Here is a 25,247-nt window from a genome sequence, read left to right on the forward strand (position 1 = left end):
TAATTAAGCCAGATATAATCAATTTTTAATCTCTCAGGGTTTAATTCCCCGAAGCTCTGCTTCGTGATATCATAAGAAACAACTAAAACTTTTTTAGATACCTCGTAGCTCTGCTGCGAGGAGCATCATTTAAATATAGATATATCATGGCTCATTTAACGATAGATGAAAGATTTAAAATATACGAAATGAATAAGAGTGGTTATAGCTCGCGATATATAGGGACAAAGATTGGCCGTGATAAAAGCACTATATGTTATGAACTCAAGAGAATGAGGCATAATTATAGACCAGATAGGGCTAACACACTTGCTTGCAGTTTAAGGCAAGGTAAGAGAAAAAGAAAATTAGATATTGATAATAATTTACGAGCAGAAATAATAAAGCAGTTAACACAGGGTATTTCACCAGATATAATTTCAGGTAGACGTAAACTATCACGAGATACTGTCAATATTTCTACAGAGAGTATATACCAGTTTATTTATACATCTCCTATAGCACAAAGGCAAAAATTATATTTATCTTTAGCAAGAAAAAGGAAAAATAGGTTGCATCATGGTACAAGAATCAGAAACAAAAGAATTACAATACCAAATCGAGTTTCCATTACTGAAAGACCAGAGATAAATAGAAAGATAGCAGCAATAGGTCATTTAGAAGGTGATTTAACTTTTAACAAAGGTAATCAAAGTCGTAATATAGGCGCTCTTGTGGATATCAGAACACAAAAAGTGTTTCTCACTTTAAACCGTTCAAAAAGAACACAAGATGTGATTGGTAACATGAATAAAAAACTTAAACAATTGTCGCATATAATCAAAAGCATAACGTTAGATAATGGCAAAGAATTTACCAATCATGAACAACTATTGCCAAAATCTGAACGAAAAGTATATTTTTGCAATCCTTATTCTCCATGGCAAAAACCATTGATAGAGAAGATTAACTCAATGGTGCACAGAGTATACTCTAAATCTTTAGATATAAAAAAATTAACAATAAAGCAATTACAAGAAATTGAGGATTTTTTAAATATAGCTAACGCGAAAAGGTTTTTACCATAGTTTTTGTATTTACTCACATATTCACCAGATCTAAATCCTATTAAACATTGCTGGACTAACTTTAAAAACTGTTTACATAAAATTATTGATCAATGCCTAAGTTTTTCCTAATCTATGGTAGAAACATTTCCGTGTTAGCTATAATTTACCAAGAAAAGTGCTCGGTTATAAAACACCCAATGAGGTATGGGAAGAAAATATAAATCTGGCTTAATTAATACTGGAATTTACCCTTGCTATAACCTAAATGTTCTGACATCTCAGCATGCAGTGCTCGCTCTAAAATACCCTTGGTTAATTCCTTAATTAATCCATTCTGACTTAGTACTGTTTTTAAATCTACTCCGCCTTCTATCAGCAAATCTATTGCTTCATTTATTTTTTTATTCTTCTCTATTTGCATTTCTGTTACCTATATTTTTAATTACTTCTAATATAGGCTCAACAAAAATTTACACAATCATTGCAAAAGACTCTGATTTTTCATGTATGGACCTCCTGTAGAATGCAAGAAAAAAATAACATCAATAATAAAAACAAACAAATGCAGTCATGTATCCGGCTTATAGCTGATAAATCAACCTAATTTATTCTACAGCCCTGATGGAATTCGCTGGCTTACAAACTATATACTTATCAGTCCATCGGCTTCTAAAAGAGCCACTGAAAAACGCAGTTTTTTTGTAAGCTAAGGTTTGTCTTATTTACCATCAATATTAATTATCTCAAGCATATTTCGGGTTGGAATCTCTTACATATTGTTTTGCTTTTACCTATTCATTATATAAATCACCATTTATTTTACTTATAAGTGCTATGCTACACACTCTTTAGCTACAAACTTTACTCTCTACATAATCATCTCCTGATCTTAGTACAGCAAACACCACTCTTGCCAACTTATTAGCTATGGCAACTGTCGTTTTATTATGGCTACTTCGCTCAGATAAATTAAACATCCATTTCGTAAATTGGCTAAAATCTTTTTTAGATTTCTGTTCTTCCGATGTAAATCTTATCTTGGCATTTAGTACAGCTCTAGCCCCTTGAATTAATAAAGTGCGTAAGTATACATCACCTCGCTTGCTAATTCCCAGCAGCTTATCCTGCCCACCACTTGAATGTTGTCTTGGCACTAATCCTAGCCATGCCGATAATTGCCTGCCATTCTCAAAACTTGTAGCATTACCTATTGATGCTATTAAAGCAGTAGCAGTAATTAAACCAAGACCAGGTATAGCTCTTAATCGTTGATATTGAGTTAGGTTACTTGCTATCATTGTTAATCGTTTTTCTATCTCTTTTATTTTTCTGTTATTATCTAAGAATTCTTCTTTTAGTTCACTAAATGTTTGATAACTTAACTGGCTTAATTTCCCTGCATCTAAAATCTCAATTAATTTTGTGATAACCTTATTAATGCCTTGAGGAACAATAAAACCAAACTCATGTAGTAGCCCCCTAATTTCATTAGCAAGTGCTGTACGATTTTTTACCAATCTCTCTCTTACCCTATGTATTGATAAAATTTCTTGTTGCTCTATAGTTTTAATTGCAACAAATCTCATATTAGGTCTTGTCACGGCTTCACATATCGCTTCAGCATCTGCTTGATCATTTTTATTAGTTTTAACATATGGTTTGACAAATTGCGGTGCCATTAGTTTTACTTCATGCCCTAATTTAGTTATTTCTCTTGCCCAATAACTAGAACCACCACAAGCTTCCATCCCTACTAAACATTGTGGTAAATTAGCCATAAATGTCAAAACCTGATCTCTCATCAATTTTTTCTTTAATACTGTCTTGCCATTTTTATCTACACCATGAATTTGAAAAATTCTTTTTGCAATATCTATACCAATTGTAGTAACCTCCATATGGACCTCCTTAATTGTTGTTTTAATATGTTAAATATTAACCCTAGAAGATTAGCAACTGCTTTTCATTCTCTATATCAGGAGGTCCATACCATTAGTCCACTATCTCTCTCAGGGTTTAATTCCCCGAAGCTCTGCTTCGTGATATCATAAGAAACAACTAAAACTTTTTTAGATACCTCGTAGCTCTGCTGCGAGGAGCATCATTGGTTCACGAAATTTACACAATTGATGAGACAGAGCCGAATTAGCTCTTGAGTCATTTGATCAAAAATGGAGTAAGCAATATCCGCATATAGCTAAATCTTGGTATAATAATTGGGATAATTTGATAATTGTCTTGCAATATCCAAAGGAGATTCGTAAGATTATTTACACTACAAATGCGATAGAATCGCTGAATAGCCAATTGAGAAAAGTTACTAAGAATAAACGCATCTTTCCAAATGATGACGTAGTATTTAAGGTTTTATATCTGACAATTGATTATATTACCAAAAAATGGTCTATGCCTATCCCCAATTGGAATGAAGCTATGGCTCATTTTATGATCAAATTGGACGGTAGAATTTAATGGTTCACGAAATTTACACAATTGATGAAACAGAGCCTTTTTGTCAAAACTTCAGTGATTTATTAATAATAAGTTTATCTTGTCTTACTTTCACTACTAAACAGTCAAAATATACTATAGGGCATACTGATTCAAGAGGTCTACTCTGCCAAATCTTGACCTCATCCATTACTTCATCTGTAATCCTGCTGATTAGGCTCTCACTGATCTCAGCTCCATATAATTCTTGCAATTGTGTTTTAATATCAGACACACTCATACCCTTCGCATATAAGGATATTATCTTTTGGTCTAAGCCATCTATTCTTGTTTGTTTCTTTGAGACTATTATAGGTTCAAATTTACCTTGTCTGTCTCTTGGAACATTTAGCTCTATAGTACCTTCTCACTAATCGGATTCTTACTAAAACTACCATTCCTCGCATTCTCAGTTTCAGCTCTATCATACTTGCTATAACCTAAATGTTCTGACATCTCAGCATGCAGTGCTCGCTCTAAAATACCCTTGGTTAATTCCTTAATTAATCCACTCTGACTTAGTACTGTTTTTAAATCTACTCCGCCTTCTATCAGCAAATCTATTGCTTCATTTATTTTTTTATTCTTCTCTATTGGCATTTCTGTTACCTATATTTTTAATTACTTCTAATATAGGCTCAACAAAAATTTACACAATCATTGAAAAAGACTCATTTTTTTGTCTTGATTTTTCAGTCCACTCTCCTTGTTTTATTTATGTTTTTTTATTACTGGATTCCCGCGCCTACGCGGGAATGACATGACCCCGTGGACAAGCCACGGGAGGCATTGTTGCGTGGATGCCAAGTCGTCATTGTGAGCGGTCGAAGACCGCGTGGCAATCTCAGGAAATAATGATGAGATTGCTTCGTCAAAACTTAAAGTTTTTCCTCGCAATGACGGGAAAACGATTTACGCAGACATTGACACTGAGGCGTTAGAAGTCCATGCCTCCCATTCCGCCCATACCACCACGCATTGGCATTGGGTTTTCTTTATCTTCAAGCTCATCAACGATTAAGGTTTCTGTAGTAATAATCAGTGAAGCAACAGAAGCTGCATCTTGCAGAGCAGTACGCACTACTTTAGCCGGATCAATAATTCCTGCTTTAATCATATCAACATATTGCATATTTTGAGCGTTAAAGCCGAAATTCTTATCTTTATGCTCTAATAATTTACCAACTACTACACCACCATTTTCGCCAGCATTTTCAACGATTTGCTTTATTGGATCTTTTAAAGCTTCGATTACTAACTCAATACCTGCTTGTTGGTCTTTATTGTCTACTTTCAGATTTTTTAAAGCCTGTGAAGCATGTAGTAATGTCACACCGCCACCAGCAACAACACCTTCTTCAACAGCAGCACGTGTTGCAGCAAGTGCATCCTCAACGCGATCTTTACGCTCTTTTACCTCAACTTCAGTAGCACCGCCAACTTTAAGTACAGCAACACCGCCAGAAAGTTTAGCTAAACGCTCTTGTAATTTTTCTTTATCATAGTCAGAAGTAGTTTCAGCGATATGTGATTTAATTTGTAATACTCTCTCTTCAATATTTTTCTTATCGCCGCTACCGTCAACAATTACAGTATTTTCTTTAGAGATTGTAACTCTTTTTGCATGACCTAAACTTTTAAGGCTAACATTTTCAAGCTTCATGCCTAAATCTTCGGTTATAAGCTCACCATTAGTTAGAATAGCAATATCTTCCATCATAGCTTTTCTTCTATCACCAAAGCCTGGAGCTTTTACAGCTGCAACTTTTAAACCACCACGTAATCTATTTACTACTAAGGTTGCAAGAGCTTCACCCTCCACATCTTCAGCAATAATTAATAATGGACGAGAAGATTGTACTACCGCTTCAAGGATAGGTAGCATTGGTTGTAGATTTGATAATTTTTTCTCGAATAATAAGATGTAAGGATTTTCAAGTTCAGCAACCATTTTTTCAGAATTCGTTACAAAATATGGTGATAAATAACCTCTATCAAACATCATACCTTTAACTACTTCAACATCGAAGCTGAAATTCTTTGCTTCTTCAACAGTGATTACGCCTTCTTTGCCCACTTCTTCCATTGCTTTAGCGATTTTCTCACCGATTTCTTTATCACCATTTGAGGATATAGTACCAACTTGTGCTATTTCTTCTGGGCTATCGATTTTTTTACTAGCTTTTTTAACTTCTTCTAATACTGTATTTACCGCTAAATCCATACCACGTTTTAAATCCATTGGATTATAACCAGCAGCAACCAGCTTGTTACCCTCACGTGCTAAAGCTCTAGCAAGAACAGTTGCGGTAGTTGTTCCGTCACCTGCAACTTCAGCAGCTTTAGTAGCAGCTGACTTTAATAATTGAGCACCAGCATTTCTAATTTTGTCTTTTAATTCAATAGATTTTGCGACAGTAACACCATCTTTAGTAATTTTTGGTGCACCAAATGATTGCTCTATAAGTACATTTCTGCCTTTTGGACCTAAAGTAACTTTTACTGCATCAGCTAAAATATCAATACCTTCTAGCATTTGCTCACGTGCTTTTGAGCCGTGCTTAATAAGTTTTGTTGCCATATTTAAATTCTCCTTAAAACAAATAATTAATTAATAATACCAAATACATCGCTTTCTTTCATTACGATGAGATCTTCACCCTTGACTTTAATTTCAGTACCAGCCCATTTACCATATAGAACTTTATCACCTACTTTTAACTCTACAGGATGCACTTCGCCTTTTTCATTACGAATGCCTTTGCCAACTGCTACGACTTCACCTTGCATTGGTTTTTCTTTAGCAGTATCTGGAATAATAATTCCACCTTTAGTTTTTTCTTCATGTTCGATAGGTTTTATCGCGATTCTATCGTATAATGGTTTAAAAGACATTTTAACCTCCAAATTATATAAATATTTTAAATGTACATACTATATATATTTTATTTTCATTAGTTCAAGAGGTAAAAATAAAAATTTTTTAGTTACTGGTTTAAGGCTAAAATTTATTTGCTTAATTACTTGAGATACCGTCTTGAGTGTCAACAACTTTTTCATTATTTTACCTCAATTTTATTTTACAGGGTTTTTATATTTGCACTAAAAGATGTTTTGTTATTAAGAACACCATAAATTATGTGAAGCAACTTACGCATAGCAGCAATCACTATAACCATTTTAGATTTTCCAACATTGCTCAAACGTTGACTAAAATCCTTAATAATCGGATTATGTTTTATAGCAACTATGGCAGGCATATAAAAAGCTTTACGTAAATTAGCATCTCCTGTTTTTGATATTTTTCCTATTCCATGGACAGAAGTGCCTGATTGTTTTGGCTTTGGGTTAAGACCAACAAACGCAGCTAGTTGTTTTGCAGAATTAAAATTTTCTACAACAAGAAAAGCAAGTATCACTCCTATTGTTTTTTCTCCTATACCAGGGATTGAATCAAGAAGTTTACTTTTATCATGTAAGTCTTTGTGTCCTTTAATATGATTAGAGATAAGTTCTTCTACTTCCTTAATTTGCTTATCCAGAAATTCAATATGAATCATAATGTTAATGGCAACTGCTTTACTTGCTCCGCTCAATCTATTATTTTCTTGATTTTTATTAGCAATCAAACTATCCAAGCGTCTTACCCATTGTTGTAATTCTTTAATATGTATAGGGGTTGGTTGCCAAAGATCAGGTTGCATAGCCTTGCAAAAAGAAGCTATCAATTCACAATCAGATTTGTCAGTTTTAACTCTTGAAAGCTTGCTCATTGCAAAGCCCTTGATGCGAGCTGGATTTACGACACTAACTTTAAATGTATTATCATAAAGATATTGAGCTAACCTAACTTCGTAACCACCTGTTGATTCCATACAAGCGTGAGCAGTATCTATTCCCTTTTTTTCTAACCATTGTTTTAGTGCAGCAAAGCCTTTTGCAGTATTATTAAACTTTTTGGTTTTGATTTTATTATCATTTAATAAAGCTACGTCAAATGTTGCTTTAGAAATATCTATACCCAAAATAATGCTACTCATATTTGACCTTCTATGTTAATAATAAGTAGAATACCCAAAGATCAACCTTGTAAATACAGGTTCATTGATTAATTTCAAGACCTAAGAATACCGTCCGATCTTTAATGAGTATGTGAAGACTAATGGTTTGATCTCAACTACAGAGTTACATAGCCCTAAGATTTAATACGGCATATTAGTCTTCTTACTTAAGTGCCCTTAAGTATCTTATAGTTGTTTACTAAAGACAATACTAAGATACAAGATTATATCTTACATTTAGTAAAATAAATTAATCTCTCAGGGTTTAATTCCCCGAAGCTCTGCTTCGTGATATCATAAGAAACAACTAAAACTTTTTTAGATACCTCGTAGCTCTGCTGCGAGGAGCATCATTTACTAGCAATTTAGTTTTTGCAAAATGGAATACTATTTTTAAAGATGAAATGACTACGTCAGCAGTTATTGACAGATTGGTTCACCATTCTTCAATTCTTGAACTCAATACTGAAAGTTATAGAATCGCTACAGCTAAAGGCAAAAAATTAACTATAAAATCGGAGGATAATAATGTAACACTTTAGACAATATTTTGTACTCAAAAATGGGTAATTTTAATATTCGTCATGGGTAATTCTAATGTTCGTTCATCAAATCTTCATATGATTTACTCCTTTGGGATAGTTTTGATGTTATTTCTAGCTTAAGATTTGCTCACGTGGATCATGCTCCCCCTGTCATCCCACGACTTGATCGCGGGATCCAGCTAAAAAATACTAATAAAATTAGTATTTTTTATTATTTTTTGGATGCCGTGGTCAAGCCACGGCATGACACCGAGGACGTTTTTCGATCTACGCAACAATGCCATCACGGAGTGATATAGCTTAATCCATTAAGATACTGACACTAAATTGTCTATCCGCCAAAAACACTTCAAATCCTGATCATTTGTAATGGGATAGAGTTTTGACAACAAATTGCTAAGATTTTCAATAAAAATTAATAAGTTATGTTAATTTTTACTGATACATTTCTGTGTTGGTCTAATTTTGATATGGAGCTATTGTTAACGATTTTTTATCGTTCATCTAGTTTTTGCATGATGATATTTTTGATTTATGTGGAGTTAGACACGATTTGTAAATGATTTGCAATGCATCGTAAATTCAAACCAATAGCAGAGATTATTGGATTGATAATATCTCCTATCATACCTTTCAAGAAGTTTCTACCCATCCGACCATATTGCTTTAAGTGACCTATTATTGGTTCTATGGCACTGCGTCTCTTGATCATAGACTTGTCCTCTTGTAACAACTTCTTCCGCGTTTTTGGGGTATATACCTTACTCTTCTCCTTTACATTGCTACCACTATACCCAAGATCAACAAATGATTTCTTTATCTTGATTCCAGTGACACTCTCTACTGCTTCAAAGCTCTGATGCAATGTATGACCATCATAAGGATTATTATGAAACGATTTTGCGGATAAAACAAAATTTCTACGACCACTTACTACTACCGCTACTTTATTGCCAAACTCATATGGCTTGTTGCGTTTTCCCTTTCCTATACACTCTACTTCAGGGGCATGAAAACTATATAATACTTTGTTATCTTCTTTATATTGCTTTTTAGCTTCTCTTTTTAAAACAGATTGGTTATGTATTTGTTTTATTTTTTGCAATACTTCTTGATTTTTGAGAGACAAGTTTAATTGCTTATTTTTGATCTCACGCTCACATACTCTAATCAAACGACCCAGTAATATTTTTAAATGCTTCATTATTTTCCAACGCTTCTTGGCTTTACTATGTTCTTTATATTTCCATAGCTTTACTATATCGCGTTTATAGGTTCTAGCGTATGTTTCATTCAAATGTATACCCAAACTGTTGCAAAGCTTTACTATGCTAAGCCTAGCTTTATCCATTAAATAAACATCGTGTGGGTGTTTGATATTCTTAATTTGTACAGTCGTATCAGCGATGATTAATTCCAAATCTTTTTTTTTAATTGTGTTAGTTTTTATCCCAACCCTGATCAACTCCGATAATATCTCATTATATCCAGCTTCACCTAATACACTACGAAACCGTCGTATACTAGTTTCCGAGATAGCTATGTCTTTTTCTATATATTCCCACCCGCAGAAATACTGCCAATACATATTCTCTTTTAGCTCTTCCTCTGATAATGAATCTGAAAAATTATACATTGCTTGTAGCATCGTTATGCCAAGCATCACTCTATGACATTTTCTATTTCTACCAAATTTCTTAATACAAACATTTTTTGATAACCACTCTTCGAGCCTAGACCAATTTATTAATTCTCTTAATTTATATAGCTTATTATTTGGGTTTAATTCTTCTTTTAATTTATAACCAAACAGTTTCCCTTGTTCTTGCGATTTGATAATGTTGTCTATTGGCATTGACTGAAATCCATAAGGTTTATGACCATATTTTATCATTTTCTTACGGATTGTTGTATTACTTCTTGTCTTAAAACCATATTATCTATAAGGCTTGTAGAGTTTTGGCGGACGGACTAAATTTCTGAAGTTTTGACAAAAAATTTTTATTAAAAAAAGTGGCGAGTGTATCAATCTATAATTTGTATTATATATCAAATAATTTACTTTAAATTGTAGAAATATCGCTTTTAAGCTGATAAAAGCACTAAATATTTAACTTTAAATATAAATTTTTACTTTAGTCAGAAAAATTAGAATTTTTGGCAAAACTTCAGTAAATTTGTGGGATGCCTTATTATATGCCATATTAAACATTAGCACCATGTAAGGACCTTAGTGAAATAAGCTATACCTAGAACGTTTTTCGATCCATGTAAGTAAGCCTTAAGTGAAATGATATTTTAATCCCTTTTCTTTCTTAAAAAAGCTGGTATATCATGAATGTCAGATTCTTTAGTCTCTTCATCGGGCATACCAACTACAACATTTTTTCGTTCCGGAATTTGATTATTATTTTGTGTACGTAGTGACCCCCACATCCTTACAAAGAAAGATGATTTAGGAGTTTCTCCAGCATCATTAGTAAGACTTACCCTTGGTTCGATATCATCGTTGGTGGAATTAGGGGCTTGGTCTAGAGAGTCAGCAATTTCTGCTTCGTCGTTACTATAGCTGTTAAAATTAGGAATTTCTTCAATATGAACAGGTTGATCTCCTTGAGTAGATTGAGCTCTAAGTTTTGTATCCTCATCTTCTTCGGTGGATAAATCGGTAGCACTAGAGTTAACAGGTTTATAAAGCGGTATTTTAGCTGCATCAATACCTGTGGCAACAACTGATACTCTAATAATCCCTTTTAGCTCAGGATTAAATGTTGAACCAAAAATAATATTAGCATCTTTATTATTTACTTCTTCTCTAATTCTATTAGCAGCGTTATCGACTTCAAATAAAGTCATATCTGGGCCGCCTGTAATATTAATTAATACACCTCTAGCACCACACATTGAGCTATGGTCAAGTAATGGATTAGAGATTGCAGATTCTGCTGCTTTAGTAGCTCTATCCTCACCGCTTGCCTCGCCTGTACCCATCATAGCTTTGCCCATTTCGCTCATAACAGCTTTGATATCAGCAAAGTCAAGATTGATAAGACCTGGCATAATCATTAAATCCGTGACGCCTCTAACGCCTGCATGCAGTACATCATCTGCCATTTTAAAAGCATCAGCAAAAGTAGTTTGCTCGTTAGCAATACGAAATAAGTTTTGATTTGGTATCACGATTAAAGTATCAACAAATTGTTGTAAATCTATAATTCCTTTATCGGCAGTTTTCATACGATGCCCGCCCTCAAAATGAAAAGGCTTAGTTACTACTCCAATTGTTAAGATGCCAAGTTCCTTAGCAATTCGTGCAATAACTGGTGCAGAGCCAGTACCAGTACCGCCGCCCATGCCTGCCGTAATAAACACCATATTACTATTTTCTAGATAATTGCGAATTTCATCTTCTGATTCTTGTGCAGCTGCTGCTCCAACTTCAGGGGCGGCTCCTGCACCAAGACCTCTAGTTGTGGAGATGCCCAGCTGTATTTTGTTTTCGCAGCGAGAATATTCTAATGATTGTGCATCAGTATTAGCTACTACAAAATTAGCTCCTTGCAGATTAGCACCAATCATATTATTTACTGCATTACTACCTGCACCCCCAACACCAAAAACTGTAATACGCGGTTTTAATATTATATTTTCTGGTGCTTTTATGTTTATTAAAGCCATGATAATCGTTTATTTATATTATTATGATTTCAGTATAATAGAAGATTTAGAAATTTCCATAATCTTTTAAGAAAATTTATGAATGCTACCAGTCAAGATTAGTTTTTGCAGCAAGTTCTATCGCTTGTTCTATAGTAAAACCTTGACCTAAAGGAAAAATAACATAAGGATTTTCTATATTCCCGTTAAATCCTAGTTCTCCTAAAACTAAAGCTAATGCATCACAAGAAAGTTCGTTAACTTTGTGTTTTATACTTTCTGCGGCGGTGTTAAGAGCAGGATTTGTAGGCCATTGATACCATATTGTAGCATGCGGGTTATATAATTCTTTAACATCTGAAACGCCATATTTTTCGATTTGCTGAGCTATTTTTAATGTCCCCCTTCGGGGATCAAAAATCCCTCGCCTTTAGGCGAAGGGAAGATATAATGAAATTGCTTTAGCAATGAATTTATATCAAGAAATATGAGAAGTTATAGAAAGAATAGTCATAGTCAGTATGATTTAAAAGTGCATCTTATATGGATACCAAAATATAGGAAGAGAATATTGATAACGCTAATTTAGGATAAGGGATAGATAGAAAGCTTATAGATAAAGGGGTTAAAGGAGATTAATGTTGAGTTATGATAGATTTTTTTAATAAAAGATCAGTAACTCAACATGAAAAGATGTATCATAACTGTATATTATTTAGTAGATGGTAAATTCCAGTATTAATTAAGCCAGATTTATATTTTCTTCCCATACCTCATTGGGTGTTTTATAACCGAGCACTTTTCTTGGTAAATTATTTAAAAAATCCTCAATTTCTTGTAATTGCTTTATTGTTAATTTTTTTATATCTAAAGATTTAGAGTATACTCTGTGCACCATTGAGTTAATCTTCTCTATCAATGGTTTTTGCCATGGAGAATAAGGATTGCAAAAATATACTTTTCGTTCAGATTTTGGCAATAGTTGTTCATGATTGGTAAATTCTTTGCCATTATCTAACGTTATGCTTTTGATTATATGCGACAATTGTTTAAGTTTTTTATTCATGTTATCAATCACATCTTGTGTTCTTTTTGAACGGTTTAAAGTGAGAAACACTTTTTGTGTTCTGATATCCACAAGAGCGCCTATATTACGACTTTGATTACCTTTGTTAAAAGTTAAATCACCTTCTAAATGACCTATTGCTGCTATCTTTCTATTTATCTCTGGTCTTTCAGTAATGGAAACTCGATTTGGTATTGTAATTCTTTTGTTTCTGATTCTTGTACCATGATGCAACCTATTTTTCCTTTTTCTTGCTAAAGATATAGCTAACACGGAAATGTTTCTACCATAGATTAGGAAAAACTTAGGCATTGATCAATAATTTTATGTAAACAGTTTTTAAAGTTAGTCCAGCAATGTTTAATAGGATTTAGATCTGGTGAATATGTGAGTAAATACAAAAACTATGGTAAAAACCTTTTCGCGTTAGCTATAAATATAATTTTTGCCTTTGTGCTATAGGAGATGTATAAATAAACTGGTATATACTCTCTGTAGAAATATTGACAGTATCTCGTGATAGTTTACGTCTACCTGAAATTATATCTGGTGAAATACCCTGTGTTAACTGCTTTATTATTTCTGCTCGTAAATTATTATCAATATCTAATTTTCTTTTTCTCTTACCTTGCCTTAAACTGCAAGCAAGTGTGTTAGCCCTATCTGGTCTATAATTATGCCTCATTCTCTTGAGTTCATAACATATAGTGCTTTTATCACGGCCAATCTTTGTCCCTATATATCGCGAGCTATAACCACTCTTATTCATTTCGTATATTTTAAATCTTTCATCTATCGTTAAATGAGCCATGATATATCTATATTTAAATGATGCTCCTCGCAGCAGAGCTACGAGGTATCTAAAAAAGTTTTAGTTGTTTCTTATGATATCACGAAGCAGAGCTTCGGGGAATTAAACCCTGAGAGATTAAAAATTGATTATATCTGGCTTAATTAATTATAGAACTTTCCGATAATTTTTGTAAAATATATGAAGAATGGATAGAACACCGTCTATTATCAACAAATCAGCAAAGGCATAGAATAGGAAAATTAAGTCTTGCAGAATTGATGACAATAGGAGTCTTTTGCAATGATTGTGTAAATTTTTGTTGAGCCTATATTAGAAGTAATTAAAAATATAGGTAACAGAAATGCAAATAGAGAAGAATAAAAAAATAAATGAAGCAATAGATTTGCTGATAGAAGGCGGAGTAGATTTAAAAACAGTACTCAGTCAGAATGGATTAATCTCTCAGGGTTTAATTCCCCGAAGCTCTGCTTCGTGATATCATAAGAAACAACTAAAACTTTTTTAGATACCTCGTAGCTCTGCTGCGAGGAGCATCATTTAAGGAATTAACCAAGGGTATTTTAGAGCGAGCACTGCATGCTGAGATGTCAGAACATTTAGGTTATAGCAAGTATGATAGAGCTGAAACTGAGAATGCGAGGAATGGTAGTTTTAGTAAGAATCTGATTAGTGAGAATGGTACTATAGAGATAAGTGTTCCAAGAGACAGACAAGGTAAATTTGAACCTATAATAGTCTCAAAGAAACAAACAAGAATAGATGGCTTAGACCAAAAGATAATATCCTTATATGCGAAGGGTATGAGTGTGTCTGATATTAAAACACAATTGCAAGAATTATATGGAGCTGAGATCAGTGAGAGCCTAATCAGCAGGATTACAGATGAAGTAATAGATGAGGTCAAGATTTGGCAGAGTAGACCTCTTGAATCAGTATACCCTATAGTATATTTTGACTGTTTAGTAGTGAAAGTAAGACAAGATAAACTTATTATTAATAAATCAGTATATGTAGCTTTAGGAATAGATTTATCTGGCAGAAAGGATATTTTAGGCTTATGGATAAGTGAGAATGAAGGAGCTAAATTTTGGCTTGGTAATTTTACTGAAATGAAGAATCGAGGAGTAAAAGATATCTTAATTGCTTGTAGTGATAATCTAACTGGTATGTCTGATGCTATTGCATCAGTATATCCGAAAACTGAACATCAAATTTGTATTGTCCATCAGATCAGGAATAGCCTCAAATATGTATCATATAAAGATAGAAAGCAATTAGCAGCGGATTTGAAACTAATCTATACTTCTGCTACTGAAAAAGAAGTAGAATTAGCTCTTGAGTCATTTGGTCAAAAATGGAGTAAGCAATATCCGCATATAGCTAAATCTTGGTATAATAATTGGGATAATTTGATAATTTTCTTGCAATATCCAAAGGAGATTCGTAAGATTATTTACACTACAAATGCGATAGAATCGCTGAATAGCCAATTGAGAAAAGTTACTAAGAATAAACGCATCTTTCCAAATGATGACGCAGTATTTAAGGTTTTATATCTGACAATTGATTATATTACCAAAAAATGGTCTATGCCTATCCCCAATTGGAATGAAGCTATGGCTCATTTTATGATCAAATTTGATGGTAGAATTTAATGGTTCACGAAATTTACACAATTGATGAGACAGAGCCGACAATAGTCATATATTTTTATCTATCGCCTTGCAAGGACTTTAAAAACTATTATTTACACTACTTACCGCATAAATATAAGGGTTACTTTAATTTACCATGTTATAGTAGAATAGTACAATTATGGCCAAGGTTAATATTGCCATTGTCAATAATGTTGCAATTACTACGAGGTGAAGATACAGGAATATATTTTATTGATTCAACAAAACTATCTATTTGTCATGCTAAGCGCACTTCTAGTAATAGAGTTTTTGGTAAAATTGCCAAAGTTGGGATGAGTAGTTATGGTTGGTTTATGGGATTTAAATTACATTTAATCATTAATCATAAAGCAGAGATTATAGCTGTTAAAATAACAAAAGCAAATAGAGCTGATTTATCTGTTCTTGAATCTATAACTCAGAAGATAACAGGTAAGGTATTTGGTGATAAAGCATATATTTGTAAAGAGTTATGGTTTAAACTCTATTCTAGAAATTTAAGAATGATAACTAATATTCGCAAGGATATGAAGAATTATTTACTAGAATTAGAAGATAAAGCTATGTTACGTAAACGATCATTAATCTCTCAGGGTTTAATTCCCCGAAGCTCTGCTTCGTGATATCATAAGAAACAACTAAAACTTTTTTAGATACCTCGTAGCTCTGCTGCGAGGAGCATCATTAAAAATTTTTTGTCAAAACTTCAGTTAGATAAATTTTGCTTTATATAAGTGATATTATAAATAGACTAATTTTAATGTCCCCCTACGGGGATAAAAAATCCCTCGCCTTCAGGCGAAGGGAAGATATAATGAAGTTGCTTTAGCAACGAATTTATAAAAAGATATGAGAAGTTATAGAAAAAATAGTCATAGCCAGTATGATTTAAAAGTACATATTATATGGATACCAAAGTATAGAAAAAGAGCATTGGTAGGAAAAGTAGCTGAGAGAGTCAGGGATTTATTAAGGCAAATTTGCATGGAACATGAAGCATATATAATTTCAGGTAAAGTCTCTTGTGATCATGTTCATATATTTATTTCATACCGTCCTCAAGTGGCTTTAAGTAAGCTTGTACAATATCTAAAAGGGAGTAGCTCAAGAATATTATTGCAAGAATTTGCTCATTTAAGGAAACAATTTTGGGGTAATCATTTTTGGGCTAGAGGATATGGCAGTGAGTTCAGGTAATATTACTGACGAAATGATACAGCAGTATATTGATGAACAAGAAGGTGAGCCAGTAAATGATGATCGATTTCTAATCGATTCCACTTTATAACCCCTCAGCTTATAGCTGAGGGTTGTTTAGTACTAGCCTATTTATAATATCTTGTAAAGAGAAATTGATATTATTTATACAACCTAAGATTGTCTAACCATTTTTTCAGGTACTACTATTTTATCAAATTCTTCTTCCGATAAAAGATTAAGTTTTTTTGCGGCTGCTTTTAAAGTAATTCCGTGCTTATGAGCTTCTTTAGCAATTTTGGCGGCATTATCATAGCCAATATGCGGATTAAGAGCGGTGACAAGCATTAAAGATTTATCACGTAAATCGTTAATACGGGTTATATTAGGCTCTATCCCGTCCACACAGTGAGTGACAAAGCTATTTGCGGCATCCGATAGTAGCTCGATAGATTGCAAAATATTATATATTATTACTGGTTTAAAGACGTTAAGTTCAAGATGTCCGTTTGAGCCGGCAATAGTAACTGTAACATGATTTCCCATAACTTGAGTGCAAACCATTGTTAAGGCTTCGACTTGTGTAGGGTTTACCTTACCTGGCATAATTGAAGAGCCAGGTTCATTTTCTGGTAAATGCAGCTCACCAAGACCGCATCTTGGACCTGATCCGAGCAATCTTATATCATTCGCTATTTTCATCAAACTAACGGCTATAGTATTAAGAGTGCCTGACAATTCTACAAGTGCATCATGAGCGGCTAAGCTTTCAAATTTATTAGGTGCTGTTTTAAAAGGTTGTTTTGTAAATTCTGCTACTTCTTCAGCAAATTTTATATCAAATCCTTTACGTGAATTGATGCCTGTTCCAACTGCTGTTCCTCCTTGAGCAAGTAGATAAACTTTTTTTAATGCGTCTTCTATTCTTTCTAAAGCATATTCTATTTGCGTAATATATCCGGACAATTCCTGCTTAAGTGTTAGAGGAGTTGCGTCTTGTAAATGGGTGCGTCCGATTTTTATAATGCTGTCCCAATCTTTTGATTTATTTTGTAAAGCTATAAGCAAATGATTTAGAGCCGGTATTAGCTTTTCTTTAGTGGCAAGCACGGTTGCTATATGCATAGCCGTTGGGAATGAATCATTTGATGATTGTCCTTTATTGACATGATCATTAGGATGTACTGGAGATTTACCGCCTTTCATGCCGGTTAGCTCTTCATTTGCAATAGAGGCGATTACCTCATTCATATTCATATTTGTTTGCGTTCCAGAGCCTGTTTGCCAAACTCCTAAAGGAAAATTATCGCTAAATTCAGCATTTAAAATTCTGCTTGTAGCTTTATCTATACTTTCAGCTATTTTAGGTTCTAGATCACCAAATTCGAGGTTAACTTTCGCAGCACATTTTTTTAATATAGCAAGAGAGCGGATTAGAATTTCTGGCATTTTTTGTTTGCCTATTTTGAAATTTTCTAATGATCTTTGTGTTTGTGCTCCCCAATAAAATTTGTCCTCTATTTGAATTTCTCCAAAAGAATCGCTTTCTGTTCTATAGTTTGTCATAAATCGTTAAATGTTATATAATTATTTATTTTATTCATAAAATGATCACTGATGGCATTTAAATCTAATTGCTCGGATAATTTAGCAAAACTATAGTATAATTTGTCTTTAATGGAAGCTTTTTTTAGATTTTTGGCAATAAATCCGATTGTGTTTTCTATCATGATATCATGATTAAAACTATAAAATTTTTGCCAATTTTCGTCATGTGCTTGTTCGGGTGATTGAGGGTAATCTGTATGTAACGGTTTAGCAATTACTGCTTTGCCTTGATATACTTCAAATAGTGTATCGCTAATTAATGTCCCTCTACGGGGATAAAAAATCCCTCGCCTTCAGGCGAAGGGAAGATATAATGAAGTTGCTTTAGCAACGAATTTATAAAAAGATATGAGAAGTTATAGAAAAAATAGTCATAGCCAGTATGATTTAAAAGTACATATTATATGGATACCAAAGTATAGAAAAAGAGCATTGGTAGGAAAAGTAGCTGAGAGAGTCAGGGATTTATTAAGACAAATTTGCATGGAACATGAAGCATATATAATTTCGAGTCTTTTGCAATGATTGTGTAAATTTTTGTTGAGCCTATATTAGAAGTAATTAAAAATATAGGTAACAGAAATGCAAATAGAGAAGAATAAAAAAATAAATGAAGCAATAGATTTGCTGATAGAAGGCGGAGTAGATTTAAAAACAGTACTAAGTCAGAATGGATTAATTAAGGAATTAACCAAGGGTATTTTAGAGCGAGCACTGCATGCTGAGATGTCAGAACATTTAGGTTATAGCAAGTATGATAGAGCTGACACTGAGAATGCGAGGAATGGTAGTTTTAGTAAGAATCTGATTAGTGAGAATGGTACTATAGAGCTAAATGTTCCAAGAGACAGACAAGGTAAATTTGAACCTATAACCTGAATTCTGGATTAGCTAATTTTGAGATATAGCAGGTTTGTTAGGTTTCATACAGTATGCAATTAGGGCGGATAAGATATGTACAAAGGCATTCCAAATTGGGCTCTGTCTCATCAATTGTGTAAATTTCGTGAACCATTAAATTCTACCATCAAATTTGATCATAAAATGAGCCATAGCTTCATTCCAATTGGGGATAGGCATAGACCATTTTTTGGTAATATAATCAATTGTCAGATATAAAACCTTAAATACTGCGTCATCATTTGGAAAGATGCGTTTATTCTTAGTAACTTTTCTCAATTGGCTATTCAGCGATTCTATCGCATTTGTAGTGTAAATAATCTTACGAATCTCCTTTGGATATTGCAAGAAAATTATCAAATTATCCCAATTATTATACCAAGATTTAGCTATATGCGGATATTGCTTACTCCATTTTTGATCAAATGACTCAAGAGCTAATTCTGCTTCTTTTTCAGTAGCAGAAGTATAGATTAGTTTCAAATCCGCTGCTAATTGCTTTCTATCTTTATATGATACATATTTGAGGCTATTCCTGATCTGATGGACAATACAAATTTGATGTTCAGTTTTCGGATATACTGATGCAATAGCATCAGACATACCAGTTAGATTATCACTACAAGCAATTAAGATATCTTTTACTCCTCGATTCTTCATTTCAGTAAAATTACCGAGCCAAAATTTAGCTCCTTCATTCTCACTTATCCATAAGCCTAAAATATCCTTTCTGCCAGATAAATCTATTCCTAAAGCTACATATACTGATTTATTAATAATAAGTTTATCTTGTCTTACTTTCACTACTAAACAGTCAAAATATACTATAGGGTATACTGATTCAAGAGGTCTACTCTGCCAAATCTTGACCTCATCTATTACTTCATCTGTAATCCTGCTGATTAGGCTCTCACTGATCTCAGCTCCATATAATTCTTGCAATTGTGTTTTAATATCAGACACACTCATACCCTTCGCATATAAGGATATTATCTTTTGGTCTAAGCCATCTATTCTTGTTTGTTTCTTTGAGACTATTATAGGTTCAAATTTACCTTGTCTGTCTCTTGGAACATTTAGCTCTATAGTACCATTCTCACTAATCAGATTCTTACTAAAACTACCATTCCTCGCATTCTCAGTTTCAGCTCTATCATACTTGCTATAACCTAAATGTTCTGACATCTCAGCATGCAGTGCTCGCTCTAAAATACCCTTGGTTAATTCCTTAATTAATCCATTCTGACTTAGTACTGTTTTTAAATCTACTCCACCTTCTATCAGCAAATCTATTGCTTCATTTATTTTTTTATTCTTCTCTATTTGCATTTCTGTTACCTATATTTTTAATTACTTCTAATATAGGCTCAACAAAAATTTACACAATCATTGCAAAAGACTCCCAAATTGATCTATGTCTTGTATGTTCGATCTCGAAAGCACCCTTCAGCACACTAAATACTGTTTCGATAATTGAGCGTTTGCGTAATAATATTTTTTCAAATAATGGCATAAGTTTATTCTTCATTTTCTTCTTTATGCCAGTTACTAACTTGATTCCTTTGCTGTATAGATCATCAAAGAGCTCCTGTTTGATATAACCCTTATCGCCAAACAATAATCCCGTGATATGTTTGGTGATTATCGAAACCGGCGCTCTATCATCTACATTACCAGGCGTTAGTTTTAGACCTTGAATCTCACCTTTTTCGTTAATCTCTCAGGGTTTAATTCCCCGAAGCTCTGCTTCGTGATATCATAAGAAACAACTAAAACTTTTTTAGATACCTCGTAGCTCTGCTGCGAGGAGCATCATTAACCAAATGTAATTTTAGACCAAAAAACCAACTTTTTGTTGTTTTACCCAAAGCAGCAATACCGGCAAAGACTTTATTACGAGAGATTCTTTTTCGATGACAAACCTCTAAAGATGTGGCGTCAATATAAGAAACTCCCGTAGATTGAGCTGCCTGCATATACCATTCAAGTAATAAAACTAAATAACTCAGAACTCTTGGTTTTAGAGCTATAAAACGAGTATATGATGGAAGAGTTACAAAGTCTGATTTATATAATTGTAGATAGGACATATAAAAATATTTAAAGTTTTTACAAGGTGATTGATGGTATAAAAGCACTATTGTTAACAGCTCAGAATAGCTTATTTCAGGCTTTCTTGTAGGGTTTTTATTAATTAATGGTAGAAATGATTTATTAATCCACTGCTCGCTAATTTTACAAAAATCATCGACAAAACAAAATAATGCAGTAATATCTTTCTTCATGGGGATACTCTTGTTTTTTTGCTAAAAATTATATAGAGTATCTTCTATCCCTTGTAAATACTTACTTCCAAACCTAGATTAATCCAGAATTCAGGTAATGACGGCAGCAATGGTAAAAACCTTCCCGTGTTAGCTATAGTCAGAAAAATTAGAATTTTTGTCAAAACTTCAGTTATAAGTGTGGCTATCTTTTTGTCAAAACTTCAGTTATATGGAAGTAAATAAAAAACAATATTTGATTTGTTAAAAATATTTCAACTTTGTTAATGATCCCATAGTGAGTGAAAAATTATAGAAGCGGCATTTGATACGTTAAGGCTTTCTACTTTATCAGAAATAGGAATTTTGGCTAAATGATCACAATTTTCTTGAACCAATCTTCGCATGCCTTTATCTTCCGAGCCGAATACCAAAGCTATTTTATCTGAGATTAATTTATCAGTAAAATAATCATCGGCTTCCCCAGTTAGTCCTATAACCCAAAAACCATGTTTTTTTAGGTAATTGATACAAGAGTTTAGATTGGTTACTTTAATAATTTTTATTAATTCTAAAGTTCCACAAGCTGCTTTAGCTATAGTGCCATTTTCATTCGGCGAATTATCTAATGGTAAGATTATAGCATCCATATTAAAAGCTGCTGCACTGCGAATAATTGCCCCTATATTTTGCGGATCAGTTATTTGATCAAGAATTGCAATCTTACATTTTGGATTTTTTATGTTGATATCTTCTATATTATGGGAAAAAATTGGCTTAACTTTAGCAGCTATTCCTTGATGGGTTTGGTTTTCTAGCAATTTAGATAAAACATCATTATTAACAATTTTATAAGGCTTGGAACTTATTAATTTTTTATTTGCATCAAAGATCATTTGAGTGCATAAAATATTCTCAATTTGACGCTTCGGATTGTTAAGAGCTGAAAATATAGGATGTTTTCCATAAATATAGTAGTAATTTTTAGAATCCAACTTTTTATTTTGCATGTTATTGAAAACCTTTGGTAATTTGTTCTTGACAGAAACTACTATTTATTATAGAAAGTTACAACTAAATAAATGTGCAAGCTGCTATTTGTTTATTTGATGATTCGGCGAGAAGTTTTATTAAGTCCTAATACTAATTTATATTGTCTTTTAAAGTGAATTAGTCTATTTAATACAGTAAAGTTCTTTAGGAGGGGTGGCCGAGTGGTCAATGGCAGCAGACTGTAAATCTGCCCGCGTAAGCGTTCGAAGGTTCGAATCCTTCTCCCTCCACCACTTGAATGGTTCAGGGAAGCATATCATTTTTTAAACTTATCATTTTATATTATAAATTATATTTAAAAATAAGATATAATCGTGTATAATTGTAAGTCTGAATAAAATTGGTGTTAGTTGCGGGTGTAGCTCAATGGTAGAGTTCCAGCCTTCCAAGCTGGCTGTGTGGGTTCGATTCCCATCACCCGCTCCATTAAATATAGTGGTGACAAATAATATTTAGTAAAAAACGCACTTTAAAATGATGCTCCTCGCAGCAGAGCTACGAGGTATCTAAAAAAGTTTTAGTTGTTTCTTATGATATCACGAAGCAGAGCTTCGGGGAATTAAACCCTGAGAGATTAACTTGTATTAAACTTAAAAAATTGTAAGAGAGTAAAAATATGGCAAAAGCAAAGTTTGAAAGAACCAAACCGCATGTTAATATCGGTACTATCGGTCACGTGGATCATGGGAAAACTTCTTTGACAGCAGCAATAACAATGGTGCTTGGAAAAGATAATAAAGATATCAAAGTTAAAAAATATGATGAAATTGATGCCGCTCCTGAGGAAAAGGAAAGAGGTATAACAATATCAACTGCTCACGTAGAATATGAGACTAAGAGTAGGCACTATGCACACGTAGACTGCCCAGGACATGCTGACTATGTAAAGAACATGATCACAGGTGCTGCTCAAATGGACGGTGCAATATTAGTTGTTTCTGCTGCTGATGGTCCAATGCCACAAACTAGAGAACATATATTATTAGCAAAGCAAGTTGGCGTGCCTAAAATGGTAGTGTTCTTAAATAAAGTTGATATGGTTGATGATCCTGACCTACTAGAATTAGTGGAAATGGAAGTAAGGGAATTATTATCAAAATATGATTTCCCTGGTGATGAGATACCAATAATCAGAGGTTCTGCTCTTCAAGCTTTAGAAGGAAAGCCTGAAGGTGAAAAAGCTATCCGTGAATTAATGGATGCAGTAGATAGTTATATACCACAACCTACTAGAGAAACTGAAAAGCCTTTCTTAATGCCTATCGAAGATGTGTTCTCTATTTCAGGGAGAGGAACAGTTGTAACAGGTAGAATTGAAGCTGGTAAAATTAAAGTTGGTGAAGCTGTTGAAATAGTTGGAATAAAAGCAACTCAAGCTTCTACATGTACCGGTGTCGAAATGTTTAGAAAGCTTCTTGATAGTGGTGAGGCTGGGGATAATGTTGGTATATTGTTACGTGGTATAGATAGAGAAGCTGTACAAAGAGGACAAGTTCTTGCAAAACCTGGTAGTATAACACCTCACGATGAATTTGAAGCTGAAGTATACGTGCTTAGTAAAGATGAAGGTGGACGTCATACTCCATTTACCAATAACTATCGTCCACAATTCTATTTTAGAACAACAGACGTTACAGGTACAATAGAATTACCGGCTGATAAACAGATGGTTATGCCTGGTGATAATGCTACTTTCAAAGTTAAGTTAATTTCTCCTATTGCTATGCAGCAAGGTTTAAAATTCTCGATTCGTGAAGGTGGTAGAACAGTAGGTGCTGGTGTAGTTTCTAAAGTAATTAATTAGTCTATTTTATAAATACCTATTATTTTTTAATAATAGGTATTTATGTTTTAAGATGTAAAAACATCTTGCTGTTTATAATTAAGGTTTATTAAATGAAAAATAAAATCAAAATTCGTTTAAAGTCATTTGATCATCGTAGTCTTGATCAGGCTACTAAAGAGATAGTTAGTGCTGTTAAAAGGATATTTGCTAATATTAGTGGTCCTATTCCTTTACCTAGAAAAATTCAAAGATTTACCGTAAATAGATCTCCCCATGTGCATATAAAATCAAGGGAGCAATACGAAATTAGAACACAAAAAAGATTATTGGTTATAGATGATCCAAATCCAGCAGTTGTTGATGCCTTAAGCAAGGTTGATTTAGCAGCAGGTGTTGATGTAGTGATTGAATTAGAGAGTGGGGAGTAATGAGAACCGGAATAATTGCTCAAAAAGTTGGGATGACTAGTGTTTTTAATAATAATGGTAAGAGAGTTCCATTAACGCTAGTGAAAGTTGATGATTGCCAAGTAGTAGGACATAAAATTGCTGAAAAACATGGTTATAATGCTTTAGTTATAGGGATAAAAGATAAAAAAATCTCTAGAGTAACTAAGCCTATGAAACAAGTGTTTGCTAATGCTAAAGTGTCTCCTAAAACTAAATTAAAAGAATTTAGAATCTCTGAAGATAATTTTATTGATATAGCAGCAAGTTTAGAAGTAGATCATTTTACGGCAGGACAATTTATAGATGTAACAGCTACTACTATAGGTAAAGGATTTGCTGGTAGTATGAAGAGACATAATTTTAGAGGACTTGAAGCTTCTCACGGTGTTTCAATATCACATCGTTCACATGGTTCTACTGGTCAAAGACAAGATCCAGGAAAAGTCTTTAAAGGTAAAAAAATGGCTGGACATATGGGGTGTAGTCAAGTTACTATCCAAAATTTAAAAATATTTGCAATCGATAAAGAGCAAGGGCTTATTATGATTCAGGGAAGTATACCGGGACATAAAGGTTCATATATTTCAATAAAAGATGCAATAAAAAAGATTTCAATAACTGCATAAAAAATA

15 protein-coding genes, 2 tRNA genes and 15 pseudogenes are annotated in these 25,247 nt (G+C 33.3%); 15 read left to right on the plus strand and 17 right to left on the minus strand.

The window, feature by feature from the left end; translation table 11 throughout:
* Positions 1-146: 146 nt before the first annotated feature.
* Positions 147-1,067, plus strand: coding sequence for an IS30 family transposase (locus AAHI98_RS17330; RefSeq protein WP_342226592.1), 921 nt, complete (start codon positions 147-149; stop codon positions 1,065-1,067).
* 232 nt (positions 1,068-1,299) lie between these two features.
* On the opposite strand, the pseudogene AAHI98_RS17335 reads toward AAHI98_RS17330, so the two are convergent.
* Positions 1,300-1,434 (minus strand): annotated as a pseudogene (locus AAHI98_RS17335) (IS256 family transposase); the annotation flags it as partial.
* 463 nt (positions 1,435-1,897) lie between these two features.
* Positions 1,898-2,947, minus strand: a complete 1,050-nt coding sequence (locus AAHI98_RS17340) for an IS110 family RNA-guided transposase (RefSeq protein ID WP_342226594.1) — start codon at positions 2,945-2,947, stop codon at positions 1,898-1,900.
* Positions 2,948-3,182: 235 nt separating this feature from the next.
* Here AAHI98_RS17340 and AAHI98_RS17345 point away from each other — a divergent pair.
* Positions 3,183-3,521, plus strand: a pseudogene (locus AAHI98_RS17345) (transposase); the annotation flags it as partial.
* A 52-nt stretch (positions 3,522-3,573) separates the two neighbouring features.
* Here AAHI98_RS17345 and AAHI98_RS18925 read toward each other — a convergent pair.
* The 4 genes and pseudogenes from AAHI98_RS18925 to AAHI98_RS17370 form a co-directional block, all read right to left on the minus strand.
* Positions 3,574-4,133 (minus strand): annotated as a pseudogene (locus AAHI98_RS18925) (IS256 family transposase); the annotation flags it as partial.
* A 343-nt stretch (positions 4,134-4,476) separates the two neighbouring features.
* Entirely contained in the window at positions 4,477-6,120 is a 1,644-nt protein-coding gene (gene groL / locus AAHI98_RS17360) for a chaperonin GroEL (RefSeq protein WP_342226596.1), read from the minus strand.
* Between the two features lie 26 nt (positions 6,121-6,146).
* Complete coding sequence (locus AAHI98_RS17365) at positions 6,147-6,434, minus strand: co-chaperone GroES (protein WP_342226597.1); 288 nt, start codon at positions 6,432-6,434, stop codon at positions 6,147-6,149.
* A gap of 185 nt (positions 6,435-6,619) precedes the next feature.
* Positions 6,620-7,579, minus strand: a complete 960-nt coding sequence (locus AAHI98_RS17370) for a transposase (protein ID WP_342224639.1) — start codon at positions 7,577-7,579, stop codon at positions 6,620-6,622.
* A 359-nt stretch (positions 7,580-7,938) separates the two neighbouring features.
* Between AAHI98_RS17370 and AAHI98_RS17375 the strand changes: the two genes are divergently transcribed.
* The gene (locus AAHI98_RS17375) at positions 7,939-8,142 is read left to right on the plus strand and encodes an ATP-binding protein (protein WP_342226690.1); all 204 of its coding nucleotides are present in this window, start codon (positions 7,939-7,941) and stop codon (positions 8,140-8,142) included.
* A 535-nt stretch (positions 8,143-8,677) separates the two neighbouring features.
* On the opposite strand, the gene AAHI98_RS17380 is transcribed toward AAHI98_RS17375, so the two are convergent.
* The 3 genes and pseudogenes from AAHI98_RS17380 to ftsZ form a co-directional block, all read right to left on the minus strand.
* Entirely contained in the window at positions 8,678-10,039 is a 1,362-nt protein-coding gene (locus AAHI98_RS17380) for an IS5 family transposase (RefSeq protein ID WP_342224717.1), read from the minus strand.
* A 404-nt stretch (positions 10,040-10,443) separates the two neighbouring features.
* Positions 10,444-10,587 (minus strand): annotated as a pseudogene (locus AAHI98_RS18345) (cell division protein FtsZ); the annotation flags it as partial.
* A 239-nt stretch (positions 10,588-10,826) separates the two neighbouring features.
* A pseudogene (gene ftsZ / locus AAHI98_RS17385) lies at positions 10,827-11,823 on the minus strand (cell division protein FtsZ); the annotation flags it as partial.
* Between the two features lie 466 nt (positions 11,824-12,289).
* Here ftsZ and AAHI98_RS18930 point away from each other — a divergent pair.
* Positions 12,290-12,379, plus strand: a pseudogene (locus tag AAHI98_RS18930) (IS200/IS605 family transposase); the annotation flags it as partial.
* 165 nt (positions 12,380-12,544) lie between these two features.
* Here the strand turns inward: AAHI98_RS18930 and AAHI98_RS17390 are convergent.
* Positions 12,545-13,180 (minus strand): IS30 family transposase, encoded by a 636-nt coding sequence (locus AAHI98_RS17390; RefSeq protein ID WP_342226599.1) that lies wholly within the window; start codon positions 13,178-13,180, stop codon positions 12,545-12,547.
* 124 nt (positions 13,181-13,304) lie between these two features.
* Positions 13,305-13,679 (minus strand): annotated as a pseudogene (locus AAHI98_RS17395) (transposase); the annotation flags it as partial.
* Positions 13,680-14,022: 343 nt separating this feature from the next.
* On the opposite strand from AAHI98_RS17395, the gene AAHI98_RS17400 reads away from it, so the two are divergent.
* The 4 genes and pseudogenes from AAHI98_RS17400 (at position 14,023) to tnpA (ending at position 16,646) form a co-directional block, all read left to right on the plus strand.
* Entirely contained in the window at positions 14,023-14,157 is a 135-nt protein-coding gene (locus tag AAHI98_RS17400) for a hypothetical protein (RefSeq protein ID WP_342224770.1), read from the plus strand.
* Between the two features lie 64 nt (positions 14,158-14,221).
* Positions 14,222-15,337, plus strand: a pseudogene (locus AAHI98_RS17405) (IS256 family transposase); the annotation flags it as partial.
* Between the two features lie 38 nt (positions 15,338-15,375).
* Positions 15,376-15,945, plus strand: a pseudogene (locus AAHI98_RS17410) (IS982 family transposase); the annotation flags it as partial.
* Positions 15,946-16,207: 262 nt separating this feature from the next.
* Positions 16,208-16,646: pseudogene (gene tnpA / locus AAHI98_RS17415) on the plus strand (IS200/IS605 family transposase).
* A gap of 83 nt (positions 16,647-16,729) precedes the next feature.
* On the opposite strand, the gene fumC reads toward tnpA, so the two are convergent.
* Together fumC and AAHI98_RS17425 are read right to left on the minus strand one after the other, a co-directional pair.
* Positions 16,730-18,121: a class II fumarate hydratase gene (gene fumC, locus AAHI98_RS17420; protein WP_342226602.1), complete on the minus strand. Its 1,392-nt coding sequence runs from the start codon at positions 18,119-18,121 to the stop codon at positions 16,730-16,732.
* Positions 18,118-18,423: pseudogene (locus AAHI98_RS17425) on the minus strand (hypothetical protein); the annotation flags it as partial. The pseudogene AAHI98_RS17425 and the gene fumC, both read right to left, overlap by 4 nt.
* Positions 18,424-18,511: 88 nt before the next feature.
* Here AAHI98_RS17425 and AAHI98_RS17430 point away from each other — a divergent pair.
* Both AAHI98_RS17430 and AAHI98_RS17435 read left to right on the plus strand, forming a co-directional pair.
* A pseudogene (locus AAHI98_RS17430) lies at positions 18,512-18,673 on the plus strand (transposase); the annotation flags it as partial.
* 78 nt (positions 18,674-18,751) lie between these two features.
* A pseudogene (locus tag AAHI98_RS17435) lies at positions 18,752-19,036 on the plus strand (transposase); the annotation flags it as partial.
* An 18-nt stretch (positions 19,037-19,054) separates the two neighbouring features.
* Here AAHI98_RS17435 and AAHI98_RS18935 read toward each other — a convergent pair.
* From AAHI98_RS18935 to rlmB, 4 genes and pseudogenes are all read right to left on the minus strand, one after another.
* Positions 19,055-19,150: pseudogene (locus AAHI98_RS18935) on the minus strand (IS982 family transposase); the annotation flags it as partial.
* A gap of 27 nt (positions 19,151-19,177) precedes the next feature.
* On the minus strand, positions 19,178-20,392 hold the full coding sequence (locus AAHI98_RS17440) for an IS256 family transposase (RefSeq protein WP_342224662.1): 1,215 nt from the start codon (positions 20,390-20,392) through the stop codon (positions 19,178-19,180).
* A 49-nt stretch (positions 20,393-20,441) separates the two neighbouring features.
* Positions 20,442-21,348 (minus strand): annotated as a pseudogene (locus AAHI98_RS17445) (transposase).
* 263 nt (positions 21,349-21,611) lie between these two features.
* Positions 21,612-22,337, minus strand: coding sequence for a 23S rRNA (guanosine(2251)-2'-O)-methyltransferase RlmB (gene rlmB, locus AAHI98_RS17450; RefSeq protein WP_342226603.1), 726 nt, complete (start codon positions 22,335-22,337; stop codon positions 21,612-21,614).
* A gap of 190 nt (positions 22,338-22,527) precedes the next feature.
* On the opposite strand from rlmB, the gene AAHI98_RS17455 reads away from it, so the two are divergent.
* The 5 genes from AAHI98_RS17455 to rplC all read left to right on the plus strand — a co-directional run bounded on the left by AAHI98_RS17455 (position 22,528) and on the right by rplC (position 25,241).
* Positions 22,528-22,613, plus strand: a tRNA-Tyr gene (locus tag AAHI98_RS17455).
* A gap of 119 nt (positions 22,614-22,732) precedes the next feature.
* Positions 22,733-22,806 (plus strand) — tRNA-Gly (locus tag AAHI98_RS17460).
* A gap of 190 nt (positions 22,807-22,996) precedes the next feature.
* Positions 22,997-24,184: an elongation factor Tu gene (tuf, locus tag AAHI98_RS17465; protein WP_342226604.1), complete on the plus strand. Its 1,188-nt coding sequence runs from the start codon at positions 22,997-22,999 to the stop codon at positions 24,182-24,184.
* A 92-nt stretch (positions 24,185-24,276) separates the two neighbouring features.
* Positions 24,277-24,594, plus strand: a complete 318-nt coding sequence (gene rpsJ, locus AAHI98_RS17470; protein ID WP_342226605.1) for a 30S ribosomal protein S10 — start codon at positions 24,277-24,279, stop codon at positions 24,592-24,594.
* Positions 24,594-25,241: a 50S ribosomal protein L3 gene (gene rplC / locus AAHI98_RS17475; RefSeq protein ID WP_011477721.1), complete on the plus strand. Its 648-nt coding sequence runs from the start codon at positions 24,594-24,596 to the stop codon at positions 25,239-25,241. Before rpsJ ends, rplC begins: the two co-directional genes overlap by 1 nt.
* Positions 25,242-25,247 lie beyond the last annotated feature (6 nt).

Origin of the sequence: Rickettsia endosymbiont of Urophora cardui (genome assembly GCF_964030725.1) — a bacterium.
In the GTDB taxonomy this organism is placed as follows: Bacteria; Pseudomonadota; Alphaproteobacteria; order Rickettsiales; family Rickettsiaceae; genus Rickettsia.

Coding starts and splice junctions, on each gene's coding strand:
- AAHI98_RS17330 (WP_342226592.1), top strand. CDS start 147: ATGGCTCATTTAACGATAGATGAAAGATTTAAAATATACGAAATGAAT.
- AAHI98_RS17340 (WP_342226594.1), bottom strand. CDS start 2,947: ATGGAGGTTACTACAATTGGTATAGATATTGCAAAAAGAATTTTTCAA.
- groL (WP_342226596.1), bottom strand. CDS start 6,120: ATGGCAACAAAACTTATTAAGCACGGCTCAAAAGCACGTGAGCAAATG.
- AAHI98_RS17365 (WP_342226597.1), bottom strand. CDS start 6,434: ATGTCTTTTAAACCATTATACGATAGAATCGCGATAAAACCTATCGAA.
- AAHI98_RS17370 (WP_342224639.1), bottom strand. CDS start 7,579: ATGAGTAGCATTATTTTGGGTATAGATATTTCTAAAGCAACATTTGAC.
- AAHI98_RS17380 (WP_342224717.1), bottom strand. CDS start 10,039: ATGATAAAATATGGTCATAAACCTTATGGATTTCAGTCAATGCCAATA.
- AAHI98_RS17390 (WP_342226599.1), bottom strand. CDS start 13,180: ATGCCTAAGTTTTTCCTAATCTATGGTAGAAACATTTCCGTGTTAGCT.
- AAHI98_RS17400 (WP_342224770.1), top strand. CDS start 14,023: ATGCAAATAGAGAAGAATAAAAAAATAAATGAAGCAATAGATTTGCTG.
- fumC (WP_342226602.1), bottom strand. CDS start 18,121: ATGACAAACTATAGAACAGAAAGCGATTCTTTTGGAGAAATTCAAATA.
- AAHI98_RS17440 (WP_342224662.1), bottom strand. CDS start 20,392: ATGCAAATAGAGAAGAATAAAAAAATAAATGAAGCAATAGATTTGCTG.
- rlmB (WP_342226603.1), bottom strand. CDS start 22,337: ATGCAAAATAAAAAGTTGGATTCTAAAAATTACTACTATATTTATGGA.
- tuf (WP_342226604.1), top strand. CDS start 22,997: ATGGCAAAAGCAAAGTTTGAAAGAACCAAACCGCATGTTAATATCGGT.
- rpsJ (WP_342226605.1), top strand. CDS start 24,277: ATGAAAAATAAAATCAAAATTCGTTTAAAGTCATTTGATCATCGTAGT.
- rplC (WP_011477721.1), top strand. CDS start 24,594: ATGAGAACCGGAATAATTGCTCAAAAAGTTGGGATGACTAGTGTTTTT.